Source organism: Gilliamella sp. ESL0443 (assembly GCF_019469165.1).
Taxonomy (GTDB): domain Bacteria; phylum Pseudomonadota; class Gammaproteobacteria; order Enterobacterales; family Orbaceae; genus Gilliamella; species Gilliamella apicola_E.
The window spans coordinates 2,067,687-2,080,668 of the sequence record NZ_CP048263.1 but is presented as its reverse complement, the minus strand read 5'-3'; the positions used below and the strand labels follow the sequence as shown (position 1 = coordinate 2,080,668).

Below are 12,982 nucleotides of genomic sequence, written 5' to 3'. Positions count from 1 at the left end.
ATATAGAGGATTAGCTATGCCACGTTCTCTCAAGAAGGGTCCTTTTATTGACCTACACTTGCTGAAGAAGGTAGAGAAAGCGGTGGAAAGCGGGGACAAGAAACCAATTCGTACTTGGTCCCGTCGTTCAACGATCTTTCCTAACATGATCGGTTTGACCATCGCTGTCCATAATGGTCGTCAGCACGTTCCAGTTTATGTTTCCGACGAAATGGTTGGTCATAAATTGGGTGAATTCGCGCCGACTCGTACTTATCGCGGCCACGCTGCGGATAAGAAAGCTAAGAAGAAATAAGTAGGAGAAAGAGATGGAAACAATTGCAAAGTACCGCCACGCTCGTTCTTCTGCACAAAAAGTTCGCTTAGTTGCAGATCTTGTTCGCGGTAAAAAAGTGTCTCAGGCACTTGATATTTTAACGTACACCAATAAAAAAGCGGCTGTACTGGTTAAAAAAGTATTAGAGTCTGCTATTGCTAATGCAGAGCATAACGATGGTGCTGATATTGATGATCTGAAAGTTGCGAAAATTTTCGTAGACGAAGGCCCAACCATGAAGCGTATTATGCCTCGTGCAAAAGGTCGTGCAGATCGAATTTTGAAGCGTACGAGTCACATCACCGTGATCGTCTCTGATCGCTAGGCTGGAGAATAGCAATGGGTCAAAAAGTAAATCCAAATGGTATCCGACTAGGCATCGTCAAGCCTTGGACATCTACATGGTATTCGGGTACAAAGACATTCGCTGATAATTTAGAAAGTGATTTTAGAGTGCGTGAATTCTTAAATAAAGAATTAGCACAAGCATCTATCTCTAAAATTGTGATCGACCGTTCAGCAGAAACTAACGTTCGCATTACTATTCACACTGCTCGTCCAGGTATTGTGATTGGTAAAAAAGGTGAGGACGTTGAAAAATTACGTAATGCCGTAGCTTCTATTGTCAATAAATACAAAGACAAAAGAGAGAAACGTGATGTTGCAGTACAAATTAATATTGCTGAAGTTCGTAAACCAGAACTTGACGCTAAATTAGTTGCTGACAGTATTACCTCTCAGTTAGAACGCCGTGTTATGTTCCGTCGCGCTATGAAACGTGCGGTTCAAAACGCAATGAAAGCGGGTGCTAAAGGTATCAAAGTTGAAGTAAGTGGTCGTTTAGGCGGCGCTGAAATCGCTCGTAGTGAATGGTATCGTGAAGGTCGTGTGCCTCTACATACTCTACGTGCTGATATCGATTATGGTACATCTGAAGCATTAACTACCTATGGTATTATTGGTGTTAAAGTGTGGATCTTCAAAGGTGAGATCCTTGGTGGTATGGCTGCCGTTGAACAAGCAGAAAAACAACCTGCTGCTCAACCGAAAAAGCAGCGCAAAGGCCGAAAACAATAAGGAGCGTCGCTGATGTTACAACCAAAGCGTACAAAATTCCGTAAAGTGCACAAGGGCCGCAATCGTGGTCTTGCTGTAAGTACTGACGTTAGTTTCGGTACATTCGGTCTTAAGGCTGTGGGTCGTGGTCGTTTGACTGCGCGCCAGATCGAAGCGGCACGTCGTGCAATGACTCGTGCAGTTAAGCGTCAAGGTAAAATCTGGATTCGAGTTTTCCCTGATAAACCAATTACTGAAAAACCACTTGAAGTGCGTATGGGTAAAGGTAAGGGTAACGTTGAATACTGGGTTGCTCAGATTCAACCAGGTAAAGTCCTTTATGAAATGGACGGTGTACCGGAAGAAGTTGCTCGTGAAGCATTTGCGTTGGCAGCTGCAAAACTGCCAATTAAAACCACCTTTGTGATTAAGACGGTGATGTAAATGAAAGCAAAAGAGCTACGCGAAAAAAGCGTTGAAGAGTTAAATACTGAACTTCTTAATTTATTACGTGAGCAATTTAACTTACGTATGCAATTAGCTGGGGGTCAGTTAACACAAACTCATATGTTAAAACAAGTGCGTCGTAATATTGCACGAGTTAAAACGTTATTAACTGAGAAGGCGGGTGCGTAATATGACTACTGAAGTAAAAATTCGTACTCAGCAAGGTCGTGTTATTAGCGACAAAATGGATAAATCTATTACTGTAGCTATTGAACGTAAAGTGAAGCATCCGTTATATGGTAAGTTCATTAAACGTACGACTAAATTGCATGTACATGATGAAAACAACGAGTGTGGTATTGGCGATACTGTTGAAATTAAAGAGTGTCGTCCATTATCAAAAACCAAATCTTGGACTCTTGTTCGAATCGTTGAAAAAGCAGTTAGTTAATCTTTTTTGATTAAAAACTGTACATAATTTAATAAACGGCTCATCGGCCGTTTATTTTATGCTATCCATTTTATTTGAGTGGTGTTATACTATGCGCCCTCACATATGTGGGTTTTTGGTTGTCTATTCTTATCCATGGTAGTTGAGGTGGATGAAGGTAGATTAGACAATAATTAATTTATACGGAGCATTAAAATGATCCAAGAACAGACTAGGCTCGATGTTGCTGATAACTCTGGCGCACGTAGCGTAATGTGTATCAAGGTTCTCGGTGGATCGCATCGTCGTTATGCAGCTGTCGGTGATATCATCAAAGTTACCATTAAAGAAGCAATTCCACGTGGTAAAGTGAAAAAAGGTGATGTACTTAAAGCTGTAGTCGTGCGCACTAGAAAAGGTGTTCGTCGTCCTGATGGATCTGTCATTCGTTTCGATCGCAATGCTTGCGTTATTTTAAATAATAACAGTGAGCAACCGATTGGTACGCGTATTTTTGGACCGGTCACTCGTGAACTTCGTTCTGAGAAGTTTATGAAGATCATTTCATTAGCACCAGAAGTACTGTAAGGAGCGGGTAATGGCAGCTAAAATCCGTCGAGAAGATGAAGTTATCGTGTTAGCCGGTAAAGATAAAGGTAAACGCGGTAAAGTAAAAAGTGTTTTGTCTACTGGTAAAGTGATTGTTGAAGGTATTAATTTGGTGAAAAAACATCAAAAACCAGTACCTGCATTAAATCAAGAAGGTGGAATTGTTGAGAAAGAAGCGCCAATTAACGTTTCTAACGTAGCAATTTTTAACCAAGATACAGGCAAAGCAGATCGCGTAGGCTTTCGTTTTGAAGATGGAAAAAAAGTCCGTTTTTATAAGTCTACTAATAAATTAATCAATTAAGTAATTTGGAGTGTACGATGGCGAAACTGCATGATTACTACAAAGCACAGGTAGTAAATAAACTGCAAGAACAGTTTGGCTACAAATCTGTCATGCAAGTCCCTCGGATCGAAAAGATCACCTTGAATATGGGTGTGGGTGAAGCAATTACTGATAAGAAATTATTAGATAATGCGGTTGCTGATTTAGCAGCAATCAGTGGTCAAAAACCACTTGTCACTAAAGCACGCAAATCAGTTGCTGGTTTTAAAATCCGTCAAGGGTATCCTATTGGTTGTAAGGTCACTTTACGTGGCGAACGTATGTGGGAATTTTTTGAACGTCTAGTTTATATTGCTCTTCCTCGTACTCGAGATTTTCGTGGCTTAAGCGCAAAATCTTTCGATGGTCGTGGTAACTATAGCATGGGTGTTCGTGAACAAATCGTTTTCCCTGAAATCGATTATGATAAAGTTGATCGTGTTCGTGGTTTAGATATTACTATCACAACTACTGCACAATCTGATGAAGAAGGCCGAGCTTTATTATCTGCCTTTAACTTCCCATTTCGTAAGTAAGGTAGGGCATAATGGCTAAACAATCAATGATTGAACGCGATAAGAAACGCGTAAAGCTAGCAGAAAAATATTTTGCAAAGCGTCAAGAATTAAAAGCGATTATCTCTGATCTTAATGCATCAGATGAAGATCGTTGGAATGCAGTGCTTAAATTGCAAACGCTTCCTCGTGATTCTAGTCCATCACGTCAACGTCGTCGTTGTCGTCAAACCGGTCGTCCTCATGGCGTCCTTCGTAAATTTGGTTTAAGCCGTATTAAGGTTCGTGAGTCAGCCATGCGTGGTGAGATTCCTGGTCTTAAAAAGGCAAGTTGGTAATCAGGGGAGTGTTATAGATGAGCATGCAAGATCCTATAGCAGATATGTTGACCCGTATTCGTAACGGTCAAGCTGCGAATAAAGTTGCAGTCACCATGCCTTCCTCTAAGCTAAAAGTGGCAATTGCCAATGTGCTAAAAGAAGAAGGTTATATCGGGGACTATAAAGTAGTTGGTGACACTAAACCAGAATTGGAAATCACTTTAAAATATTTCCAAGGTAAGGCTGTTGTAGAAAGTATTAAACGTGTTAGCCGTCCAGGTTTACGTATTTATAAACGTAAAGATGAATTACCAAAAGTAATGGCTGGATTAGGTATTGCAGTTATTTCTACTTCTAAAGGTGTTATGACTGATCGTGCAGCACGCCAAGCTGGTCTTGGTGGTGAAATTATCTGCTACGTAGCGTAAGGGAGAAAAAAATGTCTCGTGTTGCAAAAGCACCTGTCGTTGTTCCTGCTGGCGTAGAGGTAAAACTCAATGGTCAGGTAATTACGATTAAAGGTAAAAATGGCGAGTTATCTCGCACAATAAATAATGCTGTTGTAATTAATCAAGAAGAAGGTCAAATTAAATTTGCACCTCGTGACGGCTTTGCTGATGCTTGGGCTCAAGCAGGTACAGCTCGTGCATTGATTAATGCAATGGTAATTGGTGTTACTGAAGGTTTTACTAAAAAACTTCAGCTAGTTGGTGTCGGTTATCGTGCACAAGTTAAAGGTAATGCAATTGGTTTATCTCTTGGATATTCACATCCAATTGAACATCAATTACCTAAAGGTGTAACAGCTGAGTGTCCTTCTCAAACTGAAATCGTACTAAAAAGTGCTGATAAACAGTTAATCGGACAAGTGGCAGCAGATATCCGTGCTTATCGTCGTCCTGAACCTTATAAAGGTAAAGGTGTTCGTTACGCAGATGAAGTTGTGCGTACTAAAGAAGCTAAGAAAAAGTAAGGTAACACTATGGATAAGAAATCAGCTCGTATCCGTCGTGCAACTAAAGCGCGTCGTAAGATGCATGAACTACTTGCAACTCGCTTAGTAGTTCACCGTACTCCGCGTCATATTTATGCGCAGATTATCGCACCAAACGGATCAGAAGTACTGGCAGCCGCTTCTACATTAGAAAAAGCTATCAGTGAAAGTTTAAAATACACTGGAAACAAAGATGCCGCAGCAGCAGTTGGTAAAGCAATTGCAGAGCGTGCATTAGCGAAAGATATCAAAGAAGTTTCTTTTGATCGTTCAGGTTTCCAATATCATGGTCGAGTTCAGGCGCTAGCAGATGCTGCTCGCGAAGCTGGCCTACAGTTCTAAGGTAGGAGTTAAAGATGTCAAACATCGAAAAACAAGCTGGTGAACTGCAGGAAAAATTAATCGCAGTTAACCGAGTCTCTAAAACCGTAAAAGGTGGTCGTATTTTTAGTTTTTCTGCACTAACTGTTGTTGGTGACGGTAATGGCCGCGTAGGTTTTGGATATGGTAAAGCACGTGAAGTGCCAGCAGCAATCCAAAAAGCAATGGAAAAAGCACGTCGCAATATGATCAATGTTGCGTTAAACAACGATACTTTACAGCATCCAGTTAAAGGTGCTCACACAGGTTCTCGTGTTTATATGCAACCAGCATCAGAAGGTACTGGTATTATCGCCGGTGGTGCGATGCGTGCTGTATTAGAAGTTGCTGGTGTTCGTAACGTTCTAGCTAAAGCATATGGTTCTACAAACCCAATTAACGTGGTTCGTGCAACGATTGATGGCTTAGAAAATATGAAATCTCCAGAAATGGTTGCTGCTAAGCGTGGTAAAACCGTCGAAGAAATTTTGGGGTAATTAGCCATGGCAAAGACAATTAAAATTACACAAACTCGTAGTTCTATTGGTCGTCTACCGAAGCATAAAGCAACGTTAGTTGGTTTAGGATTACGTCGTATTGGTCATACTGTTGAACGTGAAGATACACCTGCAATTCGCGGTATGGTAAACCAAGTTTATTACATGGTTAAAGTTGAGGAGTAATAGTAATGCGTTTAAATACTTTATCTCCTGCTGAAGGTTCAAAGCATGCACCTAAGCGCGTAGGCCGTGGAATCGGTTCAGGGCTTGGTAAAACTGGTACTCGTGGTATCAAAGGTCAAAAATCTCGTTCAGGTGGCGGCGTTCGTCGTGGCTTTGAAGGTGGTCAAATGCCTTTATATCGTCGTTTACCAAAATTTGGTTTTACCTCACGTAAAGCTATGGTAACAGCACAAGTTCGTCTTTCAGATTTAATGAAAGTTGAAGGTGATATTGTTGACCTAAATAGCTTAAAAGTTGCTAATGTGATTAATTCACAAATCGAATATGCAAAAATCATGTTATCTGGTGAAATTTCTAAACCAGTAACAGTTCGTGGTATTCGAGTAACTAAAGGTGCTAAAGCTGCAATTGAAGCTGCTGGCGGAAAAATTGAGGAATAATTAGAAAGATGGCAAAGCAACCAGGATTAGATTTTCAAAGCACACGAGGCGGTAGTAGTGAGCTTAAAAGACGTTTATTATTTGTGCTTTTAGCGCTTATTGTTTTCCGTCTTGGTTCTTACGTTCCGGTTCCTGGTGTTGATACTAAAGCGTTATCGGACTTACTACAAGCATCATCTAATGGTATTGTTGGTATGTTCAATATGTTCTCTGGTGGTGCTTTAAGCCGTGCTTCAATATTTGCTTTAGGGATAATGCCTTATATTTCTGCATCAATCATTGTGCAGTTATTGACATCAATTAATCCTAAATTAGCTGAATTGAAGAAAGAAGGTGAATCAGGTCGTAAGAAAATTAGCCAATATACTCGTTATGGCACACTAGCTTTAGCGATTGTACAGGCAGTCGGTATTGCGACTGGTTTACCGAATATTCCTGGTTATAGTCAGGTTGTGATTAACCCAGGATTTTCTTTCTATTTTATTGCATCGGTTAGCTTAGTTACTGGCACTATGTTTCTTATGTGGTTGGGTGAACAGATCACAGAGCGCGGTGTAGGTAATGGTATTTCTATCATTATCTTTGCTGGTATTGTGGCAAGTCTTCCTCATGCGATATATGAAACAATTGAACAAGCTCGTTCTGGTGATTTGCATCCGATTTTATTATTAGTAATCGCTGCATTAGTGGTTGGTGTGACTTACTTTGTCGTTTTTGTTGAACGTGGTCAACGACGTATTGTCGTTAATTACGCTCAAAGACAACAAGGTCGTCGTGTGTATGCCGCACAAAGTACGCATTTACCTCTTAAAATTAATATGGCAGGTGTAATTCCAGCAATATTTGCTTCAACAATTATTATGTTACCATCAATGATGGCTTCTTGGTTTCAAGGAAATGGTGAAGGATGGAGATATATCTTTGTTCTTATTGGGCAATATTTCTCTCATGATCAACCGTTATACATAATCTTTTTTGCAGCTGCGATTATTTTCTTCTGTTTCTTCTATACCGCATTGGTTTTCAATCCGAGAGAAACAGCAGATCAGTTAAAAAAATCTGGTGCATTTATTCCAGGTATCCGTCCAGGTGAACAAACATCTAAGTATATTGATAAAGTAATGACACGTTTAACGCTAATTGGCGCTATCTACATTACTTTTGTATGTTTGGTACCAATGTTTATGACAAGTGCGATGAAAGTTCCAGTTCAATTTGGTGGAACATCTTTATTAATTGTAGTTGTTGTAATCATGGATTTTATGGCACAAGTACAGACTTTAATGATGCCAAATCGTTATGAGTCAGTGTTAAAGAAAGCGAACCTTAAAGGCTACGGCCGATAAGTTAGCCAGAAGTTACGGAGAAAAACATGAAAGTTCGTGCTTCAGTCAAGAAATTATGCAGAAATTGTAAAATCATCAAACGCAATGGCATCGTTCGTGTTATTTGCATTGAAGGTAAACACAAACAACGTCAAGGTTAATATTATTTAACTGCGAAATTGAACTTTTGCATATTTTACTTGCCAAAGTATAGTAAAGCTGGCTAGAATAGCCAGCCTAAAATTTTTTTGTAGATCCGCCGTTTGAGTATCCTGAAAACGGGCTTTTCAGTATGGTGGATTTGCTGAACATTAACAATAAAGGAGTGCATAGTGGCCCGTATAGCAGGCATTAACATTCCTGATCAACAACATACTGTTATTGCGTTACAAGCAATTTATGGTATCGGTAATACCCGTGCTAAGACAATTTGTGCTGAAGCTGGTATTCCTGAACATGTTAAGATCAGAGAACTATCTGAAGATCAGATTGAAAAGTTACGTGAACAAGTCGCTAAATTCACTGTTGAAGGTGATTTACGTCGTGAAGTAACTATGAGTATCAAGCGTTTATTAGACCTTGGTTGTTATCGTGGTGTGCGTCATCGTCGTGGACTTCCTGTCCGTGGTCAACGCACTAAGACTAACGCTCGTACCCGTAAGGGACCGCGTAAGCCAATCAAGAAATAATTGAGGTGATAATAAATGGCAAAGACACCTGTTCGTACACGTAAACGTGTTAAAAAGCAAGTTTCTGATGGTATAGCTCATATTCATGCATCATTTAACAATACAATCGTAACAATTACCGATCGTCAAGGTAATGCGTTGGGTTGGGCAACCGCTGGTGGTTCTGGTTTCCGTGGCTCTCGTAAGTCAACTCCGTTCGCAGCTCAAGTAGCAGCAGAGCGTTGTGCAGAAGCCGTAAAAGACTACGGAATTAAGAATCTAGAAGTTATGGTAAAAGGACCTGGTCCTGGTCGTGAGTCAACAATTCGTGCATTAAATGCAGCGGGTTATCGCATCACTAATATTACTGATGTTACTCCGATTCCTCATAACGGTTGTCGTCCACCAAAGAAACGTCGTGTTTAATTTTTTATTAAACATTGAATGTTTATAGGATTATTGGAGAAAAAAAATGGCAAGATATTTGGGACCAAAGCTCAAATTAAGTCGTCGTGAAGGTACAGATTTATTCCTTAAGTCTGGCGTCCGAGCGGTTGACAGTAAATGTAAGTTAGAACAAGCTCCTGGACAACATGGTGCGCGTAAACCGCGTTTATCAGATTATGGTGTTCAGTTACGCGAAAAACAAAAAGTTAGACGTATTTATGGAATTCTAGAACGTCAATTCCGTAATTACTACAAAAATGCAGCACGTATTAAAGGTAATACAGGTGAAAACTTGTTAGGTCTTTTAGAACGTCGCTTAGATAACGTTGTTTATCGTATGGGATTCGGTGCAACTCGTGCTGAAGCTCGTCAATTAGTTAGTCATAAAGCTGTTCTTGTTAATGGTCACGTTGTTAACATCGCATCTTATCAAGTTTCACCTGAAGATGTGATTAGTGTTCGTGAAAAATCTAAAAAACAAGCACGTATTAAAGCCGCTTTAGAGTTAGCTGAACAACGTGAAAAACCAACATGGTTAGAAGTTGATGCTAGCAAAATGGAAGGTGTGTTCAAACGCTTACCAGAACGTTCAGATTTATCTGCTGACATCAACGAACATTTGATCGTCGAACTTTACTCTAAGTAAAGTTTAGCACTTAAGAGAGGACATAATGCAGGGTTCTGTAACAGAGTTTTTAAAACCTCACCTAGTTGACGTTGTTCAATACAGCCCAACTCATGCAAAAGTGACTTTAGAGCCACTTGAGCGTGGTTTTGGACATACTTTAGGTAATGCACTACGCCGCATTTTATTATCATCTATGCCGGGATATGCAGTGACCGAAGTTGAAATTGACGGTGTTCTGCATGAGTATAGTACTAAAGAAGGCGTTCAAGAAGATGTGCTTGATATTCTGCTTAATTTGAAAAAATTAGCAGTACGTGTACATACTAAAGATGATGTTATGCTGACTTTAAATAAATCAGGGGTAGGTGCGGTAACTGCATCGGATATCACTCACGATGGTGATGTTGAAATTGTAAATCCTGATTTAGTAATTTGTCATCTTACTGATGCCAATGCTTCAATTAGTATGCGTATTCGTGTACAACGAGGACGTGGTTATGTCCCTGCTTCTGCTCGCGTTAAGTCAGAAGATGAAGAGCGACCGATTGGTCGTCTATTAGTTGATGCATGTTATAGCCCAGTCGAGCGTATCGCTTATTCTGTCGATGCGGCTCGTGTGGAACAACGTACCGATTTAGATAAATTAGTTATTGATATGGAAACTAATGGTACGATTGATCCTGAAGAGGCTATTCGTCGTGCTTCAACTATTTTGGCTGAACAACTTGAAGCTTTCGTTGATTTACGTGATGTACGTCAACCTGAAGTTAAAGAAGATAAACCGGAATTTGATCCGATTCTTCTACGTCCAGTAGATGATCTCGAATTAACTGTTCGGTCTGCTAATTGCTTAAAAGCAGAAGCAGTTCATTATATTGGTGATTTAGTACAACGTACCGAAGTTGAGTTACTTAAAACCCCTAATCTTGGTAAGAAATCACTTACTGAAATTAAGGATGTGCTCGCATCTCGTGGTTTGTCTTTAGGCATGCGTCTTGAGAACTGGCCACCAGCAAGTATTGTTGAAGACTAAAATAAAATTTATATAAGAAGGATAAAGTTATGCGCCATCGTAAAAGTGGTCGTCAACTGAACCGAAATAGCAGCCATCGTCAAGCAATGTTTCGTAACATGACTAGTTCACTTGTTGAACATGAAATCATCAAAACTACATTGCCTAAAGCAAAAGAGTTGCGTCGTGTTGTTGAACCGTTAATTACGCTAGCCAAAAGCGATAGCGTAGCTAATCGCCGTTTGGCTTTTGCTCGTATCCGTGATAAAGATACAGTGAAAAAATTATTTTCAGATTTAGGCCCACGTTTTGCTACCCGTCCTGGCGGTTATGTACGCATTTTAAAATGTGGTTTCCGTGATGGAGATAATGCTCCAATGGCTTATATTGAATTAGTTGATCGCCCTGCTGTAGAAGCAGAAGCAGCAGCTGAATAAATAATTAAAGCTTAAAATTAAAACCGGCTAATGAGCCGGTTTTTTATTAGCTAATTATTATAGATTTAACTACCAAAGTTTAATATAAGTACCAGAAATTTTAAGCGGGATGGCGAATGAATATAGCCACCATTTTGTCCGTAATTAGCAGGAATTTTTTAAAACATTTTAATGCTATAAGTTAATAATGTGGAGGCGGAGTTTCTTCTGATAAACTTGCTATGTTCGATGTTTGGTTTGCTTGTAACTTTTGTGATAATAATGTTAATTGTTCTTTAAGTTTGCTGATATCGGCTTGTAGATTAACCACCATTTGATTTAATTCTTCAATGGTCATCTCTTGAAATGCAACTTTTGTTTCTAATAATTCCAATTGTTGGTTCATAGTCTGTTACTTAATGGCTATTTGATTTTATATTGTAAGTAAAAGTTATTATAAAATCCATCCTCGTTCCGCAAAAGAGACGTATTCACCTTTACCAATGACGAGATGATCGATAACTCGGACATCAATTAATTCACAAACTTGTTCGATTTTTTTAGTTAATGCACGATCAGCTTGACTTGGTTCAGCTAAGCCTGAAGGATGGTTATGTGCTAAAATTAATGCTGCCGCATTGTATTGTAAGGCTTTTCTAGCGACTTCTCTAGGATGAACCTCAACGCAGTTGTATGTTCCTACAAACATCTCCTCACAATTAATGACGTGATTCTGGTTATCTAGAAAAATAACCATAAAAATTTCACGATCTTTATCCATTAAACGATTAGCTAGATAATGATGAGTTAAAGTAGGTGATGTAAGATAATTTTCTTTGGTCATTTTAACTTTTAAATAACGATGAGATAGCTCAACCACCGCTTTCAATTGAGTGTATTTAGCTGTTCCCAAACCTTTTTTTTTACAAAATTCATCATGACTTGCATTCATTAAATGGTAAAAGGAACCGAATTCATTTAATAATTTTTGGGATAACGTTAATACTGGTAAATTACGAGTTCCCGTACGTAAAAAAAGAGCAAGTAATTCAGCATCTGACAGCGCTTCAACACCAAATTGTAATAATTTTTCTCGTGGCATCAAAAGTCTGCATTGTGTTGACATAATTATGGTATTCCCATTTTTTTTAAAATGAGATTATTGATTAATTTTTATAAATTGATAACGAAACAGATGAAAAGTTGTGAAATGGTTCGCAAAGATCGAGACTATTTTACAAAAAAAGCGCTAATCAGCGCTTTTAAAATTCTATTTTATTTAAATATTAGTGACATCCGCAACTGCCGTTTCCACCGCCACAACAACCGCTTTCTTCATTATCGTCATGATCATCGTGACCACCACAACCACAGCCACCATGTCCATGATCGTGTGCACCATGAATATGACCATGAGATATCTCATCAGGTGTCGCTTCACGAATAGCAAGCACTTCAACATTAAAATTTAAGTCTTGGCCAGCTAACATATGGTTACCATCAATAGTGACGGTATCGCCATCAATAGCCGTGATTTCAACGGGTAAAGAACCTTGGTCAGTATCAGCAAAAAAACGCATACCAACTTCGAGGTCATCAACTCCAACAAAAACATCACGCGGTACATTTTGTACCAATGCATCGTTAAAATCACCATAAGGGTTAACTAATTCCACATCAAATTTATCACCAACTTGATGGCCTTCTAACGCATTTTCAAGGTCTTGTAATAAGTTTCCTGCACCTTGTAAATATTCAAGTGGCGCAGCTGCTGTAGCTTCATCAACTAACACGCCATCTTTTGTACGAACTTTATATGCTAAACTTACAACTGTATTTTTTGCTATTTTCATGTTTTCTCCAACAAACTGTTACTGAGCAAATAATGTTAAATTTTAACGGAAAAAAACGCTTCTGTATGCTATTTTCTTTGTAATTTAGGAAGTTTTAATATTATCTTAGTTATTGATGCGATTTTGGTTTAAAAAAAT

At 39.1% G+C, this 12,982-nt stretch carries 26 protein-coding genes; 23 read left to right on the top strand and 3 right to left on the bottom strand.

Going from position 1 to position 12,982, the window contains the following annotated elements:
- Positions 1–16: 16 nt before the first annotated feature.
- The 23 genes from rpsS to rplQ all read left to right on the top strand — a co-directional run bounded on the left by rpsS (position 17) and on the right by rplQ (position 11,012).
- Positions 17–295, top strand: coding sequence for a 30S ribosomal protein S19 (gene rpsS / locus GYM76_RS09460; RefSeq protein WP_024496505.1), 279 nt, complete (start codon positions 17–19; stop codon positions 293–295).
- A gap of 13 nt (positions 296–308) precedes the next feature.
- Positions 309–641 carry a 50S ribosomal protein L22 gene (gene rplV, locus GYM76_RS09455; RefSeq protein ID WP_034884235.1) on the top strand — a complete coding sequence of 111 codons (333 nt, stop codon included), beginning with the start codon at positions 309–311 and terminating at the stop codon, positions 639–641.
- Positions 642–655: 14 nt separating this feature from the next.
- Positions 656–1,393 carry a 30S ribosomal protein S3 gene (gene rpsC, locus GYM76_RS09450; protein WP_065562942.1) on the top strand — a complete coding sequence of 246 codons (738 nt, stop codon included), beginning with the start codon at positions 656–658 and terminating at the stop codon, positions 1,391–1,393.
- Positions 1,394–1,405: 12 nt separating this feature from the next.
- The gene (gene rplP / locus GYM76_RS09445; RefSeq protein WP_025314389.1) at positions 1,406–1,816 is read left to right on the top strand and encodes a 50S ribosomal protein L16; all 411 of its coding nucleotides are present in this window, start codon (positions 1,406–1,408) and stop codon (positions 1,814–1,816) included.
- The gene (gene rpmC, locus GYM76_RS09440) at positions 1,817–2,008 is read left to right on the top strand and encodes a 50S ribosomal protein L29 (RefSeq protein ID WP_034902373.1); all 192 of its coding nucleotides are present in this window, start codon (positions 1,817–1,819) and stop codon (positions 2,006–2,008) included.
- A 1-nt stretch (position 2,009) separates the two neighbouring features.
- Positions 2,010–2,270, top strand: coding sequence for a 30S ribosomal protein S17 (gene rpsQ, locus GYM76_RS09435; protein WP_025314391.1), 261 nt, complete (start codon positions 2,010–2,012; stop codon positions 2,268–2,270).
- A gap of 195 nt (positions 2,271–2,465) precedes the next feature.
- A complete protein-coding gene (gene rplN / locus GYM76_RS09430) occupies positions 2,466–2,837 on the top strand; it encodes a 50S ribosomal protein L14 (protein ID WP_025314392.1) in 372 nt (123 codons plus the stop codon).
- A 10-nt stretch (positions 2,838–2,847) separates the two neighbouring features.
- The gene (gene rplX, locus GYM76_RS09425) at positions 2,848–3,162 is read left to right on the top strand and encodes a 50S ribosomal protein L24 (RefSeq protein ID WP_034884230.1); all 315 of its coding nucleotides are present in this window, start codon (positions 2,848–2,850) and stop codon (positions 3,160–3,162) included.
- Between the two features lie 17 nt (positions 3,163–3,179).
- On the top strand, positions 3,180–3,719 hold the full coding sequence (rplE, locus tag GYM76_RS09420; protein WP_025314394.1) for a 50S ribosomal protein L5: 540 nt from the start codon (positions 3,180–3,182) through the stop codon (positions 3,717–3,719).
- 11 nt (positions 3,720–3,730) lie between these two features.
- On the top strand, positions 3,731–4,036 hold the full coding sequence (gene rpsN, locus GYM76_RS09415; protein ID WP_025314395.1) for a 30S ribosomal protein S14: 306 nt from the start codon (positions 3,731–3,733) through the stop codon (positions 4,034–4,036).
- 17 nt (positions 4,037–4,053) lie between these two features.
- The gene (rpsH, locus tag GYM76_RS09410) at positions 4,054–4,446 is read left to right on the top strand and encodes a 30S ribosomal protein S8 (protein ID WP_034884228.1); all 393 of its coding nucleotides are present in this window, start codon (positions 4,054–4,056) and stop codon (positions 4,444–4,446) included.
- Between the two features lie 11 nt (positions 4,447–4,457).
- Positions 4,458–4,991 (top strand): 50S ribosomal protein L6, encoded by a 534-nt coding sequence (gene rplF, locus GYM76_RS09405; protein WP_065562941.1) that lies wholly within the window; start codon positions 4,458–4,460, stop codon positions 4,989–4,991.
- Between the two features lie 9 nt (positions 4,992–5,000).
- Positions 5,001–5,354 (top strand): 50S ribosomal protein L18, encoded by a 354-nt coding sequence (gene rplR / locus GYM76_RS09400; RefSeq protein WP_025314398.1) that lies wholly within the window; start codon positions 5,001–5,003, stop codon positions 5,352–5,354.
- Between the two features lie 14 nt (positions 5,355–5,368).
- On the top strand, positions 5,369–5,869 hold the full coding sequence (gene rpsE / locus GYM76_RS09395; protein ID WP_025314399.1) for a 30S ribosomal protein S5: 501 nt from the start codon (positions 5,369–5,371) through the stop codon (positions 5,867–5,869).
- Between the two features lie 6 nt (positions 5,870–5,875).
- The gene (rpmD, locus tag GYM76_RS09390) at positions 5,876–6,055 is read left to right on the top strand and encodes a 50S ribosomal protein L30 (protein WP_025314400.1); all 180 of its coding nucleotides are present in this window, start codon (positions 5,876–5,878) and stop codon (positions 6,053–6,055) included.
- 5 nt (positions 6,056–6,060) lie between these two features.
- Positions 6,061–6,495: a 50S ribosomal protein L15 gene (rplO, locus tag GYM76_RS09385; RefSeq protein ID WP_065562940.1), complete on the top strand. Its 435-nt coding sequence runs from the start codon at positions 6,061–6,063 to the stop codon at positions 6,493–6,495.
- Positions 6,496–6,503: 8 nt separating this feature from the next.
- A complete protein-coding gene (secY, locus tag GYM76_RS09380; RefSeq protein WP_065562939.1) occupies positions 6,504–7,841 on the top strand; it encodes a preprotein translocase subunit SecY in 1,338 nt (445 codons plus the stop codon).
- Between the two features lie 26 nt (positions 7,842–7,867).
- Positions 7,868–7,981: a 50S ribosomal protein L36 gene (rpmJ, locus tag GYM76_RS09375; protein ID WP_034884218.1), complete on the top strand. Its 114-nt coding sequence runs from the start codon at positions 7,868–7,870 to the stop codon at positions 7,979–7,981.
- A gap of 171 nt (positions 7,982–8,152) precedes the next feature.
- Positions 8,153–8,509 (top strand): 30S ribosomal protein S13, encoded by a 357-nt coding sequence (rpsM, locus tag GYM76_RS09370; RefSeq protein WP_034884217.1) that lies wholly within the window; start codon positions 8,153–8,155, stop codon positions 8,507–8,509.
- A 15-nt stretch (positions 8,510–8,524) separates the two neighbouring features.
- Positions 8,525–8,914, top strand: a complete 390-nt coding sequence (gene rpsK / locus GYM76_RS09365; protein ID WP_025314405.1) for a 30S ribosomal protein S11 — start codon at positions 8,525–8,527, stop codon at positions 8,912–8,914.
- A gap of 46 nt (positions 8,915–8,960) precedes the next feature.
- A complete protein-coding gene (gene rpsD / locus GYM76_RS09360; RefSeq protein WP_065558591.1) occupies positions 8,961–9,581 on the top strand; it encodes a 30S ribosomal protein S4 in 621 nt (206 codons plus the stop codon).
- Positions 9,582–9,606: 25 nt separating this feature from the next.
- Complete coding sequence (gene rpoA / locus GYM76_RS09355; protein ID WP_065562938.1) at positions 9,607–10,596, top strand: DNA-directed RNA polymerase subunit alpha; 990 nt, start codon at positions 9,607–9,609, stop codon at positions 10,594–10,596.
- A gap of 29 nt (positions 10,597–10,625) precedes the next feature.
- On the top strand, positions 10,626–11,012 hold the full coding sequence (gene rplQ / locus GYM76_RS09350; RefSeq protein WP_034884211.1) for a 50S ribosomal protein L17: 387 nt from the start codon (positions 10,626–10,628) through the stop codon (positions 11,010–11,012).
- A 181-nt stretch (positions 11,013–11,193) separates the two neighbouring features.
- On the opposite strand, the gene GYM76_RS09345 is transcribed toward rplQ, so the two are convergent.
- From GYM76_RS09345 to slyD, 3 genes are all read right to left on the bottom strand, one after another.
- Positions 11,194–11,397: a SlyX family protein gene (locus GYM76_RS09345; protein WP_220225311.1), complete on the bottom strand. Its 204-nt coding sequence runs from the start codon at positions 11,395–11,397 to the stop codon at positions 11,194–11,196.
- 48 nt (positions 11,398–11,445) lie between these two features.
- Entirely contained in the window at positions 11,446–12,117 is a 672-nt protein-coding gene (radC, locus tag GYM76_RS09340) for a DNA repair protein RadC (RefSeq protein WP_220225310.1), read from the bottom strand.
- A 160-nt stretch (positions 12,118–12,277) separates the two neighbouring features.
- Complete coding sequence (slyD, locus tag GYM76_RS09335; RefSeq protein ID WP_220225309.1) at positions 12,278–12,844, bottom strand: peptidylprolyl isomerase; 567 nt, start codon at positions 12,842–12,844, stop codon at positions 12,278–12,280.
- Positions 12,845–12,982: the final 138 nt, after the last annotated feature.